This window comes from Sandarakinorhabdus sp., from assembly GCF_031422795.1.
GTDB lineage: Bacteria > Pseudomonadota > Alphaproteobacteria > Sphingomonadales > Sphingomonadaceae > Sandarakinorhabdus.
This window is the reverse complement of sequence record NZ_JANPML010000323.1, coordinates 1-2,923: the sequence shown is the minus strand read 5'-3', so window position 1 is coordinate 2,923 and position 2,923 is coordinate 1. Positions and strand designations below refer to the sequence as shown.

Genomic DNA, 2,923 nt, shown 5'->3' with positions numbered 1-2,923 from the left:
TGCGCACCCCCACCCCGCCGCGCGTGCCGCGCGAGTCGACCCTCCCCACAAGGTGGAGGGAGTCTTAAACCCGAACCGAGACGCCCAGCCCGCCGCCTTCATCCTCAGCTTTGCCCAGTTGTGGGACCCGGCCATCCGCCGCATCCTGCTGCGCGCCCTGCTGCTCACGCTTATCCTGTTCGCCGGCCTTAGCTGGGCGGTGTTCACCGGTATCGCCGCCATCGAAACCAATGGCTGGCCAGCATGGCTGCGCACCTTCTGGACCAACGGCGCCGGCGATGCCGCAGCCTTCCTGCTCTCCATGCTGCTGACATGGCTCGGCTTCACCAGCATTGCCACCGCCGTGATGGCGATGTGGCAGGACGAGATCATCGTCGCCGTCGAAACCCGCTACTACCCGCACGCCAAAGGCCACGCGCTCGGCCTCGGCGTCGAACTCGCCATGGGCGGCCGTGCGGCGATCAGAGTCGCCCTGATCAACATGGCTCTGCTGCCCGCCTACCTGCTCCTCCTCGTCACCGGCATCGGGCCGATCATCCTGTTCATCATCGCCAACGGCTGGGCCCTGGGCCGCGAATATCTCGAAGCCGTCGCCGCCCGCCACGTGCCGCTGGGCGAATCCCGCGCCTGGCCGGGGCAGCACAAATGGGATTCATGGGGCATCGGCATCGGCACCGCCGGGCTGTTCGCGGTGCCCGTGCTCAACCTGGTCGCGCCAGTGATGGGCGCGATGATGGCGACGCACATCTTCCACCGGGAACGGGAAGACGAAGCGAAGGCGAAGAAGCCAGAATAGCCTCCGGCGGGCAGGGTCGCAGACCCTGCACCCGATCTGTTTTCGGGCGGCCCACTCTACAGCGGGAACACTGATTTAATTTTTTGGTTTGCCCCAAAAGACATCGGGTGATGCGGCCAGCCGCAAAGAGCGGGTTTCGGCACTGTCGAGCAGGAATGTGAAGTTGCCCTTGCTTGTCTCCACTAATACCCTTGGCCCGTCAAAAACGCAGGCGGAAACGGAACGGCCATAATCGTATTCGTCTCTCCGAAACGCACCTTCTGGCAAAGAAATTGCCACACTTCCTCGATTGAAGGATAGATCACACCTTACGCATTGGGGAGAATGCACAAAGCGGGCCTTGCAACTTTCGATGCCATCCAGACCTTTGACCGGAACAACATCCTCTCTGCGGTATGTGTAATTGTTGGCCGACAGTTTCTCGGTCAGTGGTGCGATTTCGCTCGGCGCGACGAGGGTAGGCGCCGCAGTTGCAATCGCATTGAGCAAAAATTCCGAAAACAACGCAAGTTTGCGGGCGTCTTTAGCTCTGCGATACGCATTAAAGTCAAACGGAACCGAGATATGAAATACGCCGTCGCTGGCCTGCGCCTGCGCATCGCTTCTGGTCATCCACAAAAAGATCTTTCGCTTTTCAAACGGTCTTTTCCTCAGCATCTGTGACAGCAGGGAAGCAGTGGATCGGTGAAGATCGAGATCAACTGTTTTGTCGGGCCATTCTTCGTTCCAACTGTAGCCAAAATCGATCCAGTCAAACCTCTGCATGGTACCATTCCTGCTGACGTTACCGTTCATCATGGCAGCCTCTACACTTGTCGCCAAGTTAGTGGGACCCCGAGTCAAGCGCCGGGCTACGTTGGAGAGTGAGCGCGAAGCAAAACGAAAGTGGGTGCAGGGCCTCAGGCCCTGCCTGCCGGAGGCCGCTCTTTTCCCTTCGGATGGCCGCAAGAGCCCACAAGCAGGTTTGCCGAAAGGCCCGTCACTCATCCGAGGGCCAAGTCTCATCCGGCCAGTCTCGCGCACTGTGGATCACGCGCAGGATCACGATGGCTTCGCCGGCGCTGTGGGGGATGATTTCATAGGCGATGATATCGGCCAGGCCGGTCACAGATTTTTCGTAGGTGCCGGTTACGCGGCCCGGGCGCCCGGTGGCAAAGTCTTCGAGCCCGGCTGCCGTGGCGCGCAGTCGATCGACAACCCGTTCGGCCGCCGCCGGATTGTCGGCAGCGATGAAGATCAGTTGCCGTTTGAGATCGTCGAGCGCGTCGCGGGACCAGAGGATTGGCCGTTTCACCGATTGCCGTCGCGTCCGGCAATGGCGGCGGTCAGCTCGGCAAAGGCCGCATCGTTGGTGACCAGATGGCCGGCGGCGACGTCTGCCTGGCCCCGTTTGATGCCGTCGATGATCGCCTGTTCCGTGTTCAGATAGCGATCGACCGCTTCGGCCGCGAGAAAGGATCGGCTGCGGCGTGTGATGCGCGCCAGCTGTTCAAGGCGTTCCTTGGCTTCAGCTGTCACCCGGATGGTCATCGTTGTGGACGTCATCATCACAATCCTCTTGTGCCGATTTGTACACAAACTAGCACATGCAAATCACCGGCGCCACAAGCCCGCGCAAAAACAAAAGTGGGTGCAGGGCCTCAGGCCCTGCCCGCCGGAGGCCTCTTCTTCTAGAACAACCTCACAACACCCCGCCGCCCATGAACAGCCGGAACGCGCCGACCACGATCACGATCAGGTTGAGGTTCTTCCCGGAGTCCTTGCTGGACAGGAAGCCTAGCCCCAACCCGACCATCGCCAGCGGGATGATCGCCCAGTTGGCCCAGCCCAGGAAGGGCAGGAAGGCGAAGATGGCGAGGCCCAGCGCGAAGAGGCCGATCAGGAGCGAGAGGATGTTGAGCATGGTTTGAATGTGGGGACCACGGTCCCCGGCACAAGACGCCGCAGCGACATTATTCACAGGCTTGCCGCGCTTCCGATTCGGGTTTACGTAAACGTCAACCTGTGAGCTGGGGAGTGAAACCATGGATCTGAATTTCAGCGCCGAAGACAATGCCTTCCGGAACGAAGTGCGCGCCTTCCTTCGTGATGCCTATCCGAATTACCTGCGCGACAAGATCGATGAAG

General features: G+C 60.6%; 5 protein-coding genes. 1 reads left to right on the top strand and 4 read right to left on the bottom strand.

Features of this window, described 5'->3' with window-relative positions; translation table 11 throughout:
* Positions 1–796: EI24 domain-containing protein (locus RMO81_RS11710; protein WP_310476063.1), on the top strand; the 796-nt coding region annotated here is incomplete at its 5' end.
* Positions 797–871: 75 nt separating this feature from the next.
* On the opposite strand, the gene RMO81_RS11705 is transcribed toward RMO81_RS11710, so the two are convergent.
* From RMO81_RS11705 to RMO81_RS11690, 4 genes are all read right to left on the bottom strand, one after another.
* The gene (locus RMO81_RS11705) at positions 872–1,594 is read right to left on the bottom strand and encodes a hypothetical protein (protein ID WP_310476062.1); all 723 of its coding nucleotides are present in this window, start codon (positions 1,592–1,594) and stop codon (positions 872–874) included.
* A gap of 181 nt (positions 1,595–1,775) precedes the next feature.
* The gene (locus tag RMO81_RS11700; protein WP_310476061.1) at positions 1,776–2,090 is read right to left on the bottom strand and encodes a type II toxin-antitoxin system RelE/ParE family toxin; all 315 of its coding nucleotides are present in this window, start codon (positions 2,088–2,090) and stop codon (positions 1,776–1,778) included.
* A complete protein-coding gene (locus tag RMO81_RS11695) occupies positions 2,087–2,344 on the bottom strand; it encodes a CopG family transcriptional regulator (protein ID WP_310476060.1) in 258 nt (85 codons plus the stop codon). The genes RMO81_RS11700 and RMO81_RS11695 overlap by 4 nt, the downstream gene beginning before the upstream one ends.
* Before the next feature lie 133 nt (positions 2,345–2,477).
* On the bottom strand, positions 2,478–2,699 hold the full coding sequence (locus tag RMO81_RS11690; protein ID WP_310476059.1) for a hypothetical protein: 222 nt from the start codon (positions 2,697–2,699) through the stop codon (positions 2,478–2,480).
* Positions 2,700–2,923 lie beyond the last annotated feature (224 nt).

Coding starts and splice junctions, on each gene's coding strand:
- RMO81_RS11705 (WP_310476062.1), bottom strand. CDS start 1,594: ATGATGAACGGTAACGTCAGCAGGAATGGTACCATGCAGAGGTTTGAC.
- RMO81_RS11695 (WP_310476060.1), bottom strand. CDS start 2,344: ATGATGACGTCCACAACGATGACCATCCGGGTGACAGCTGAAGCCAAG.
- RMO81_RS11690 (WP_310476059.1), bottom strand. CDS start 2,699: ATGCTCAACATCCTCTCGCTCCTGATCGGCCTCTTCGCGCTGGGCCTC.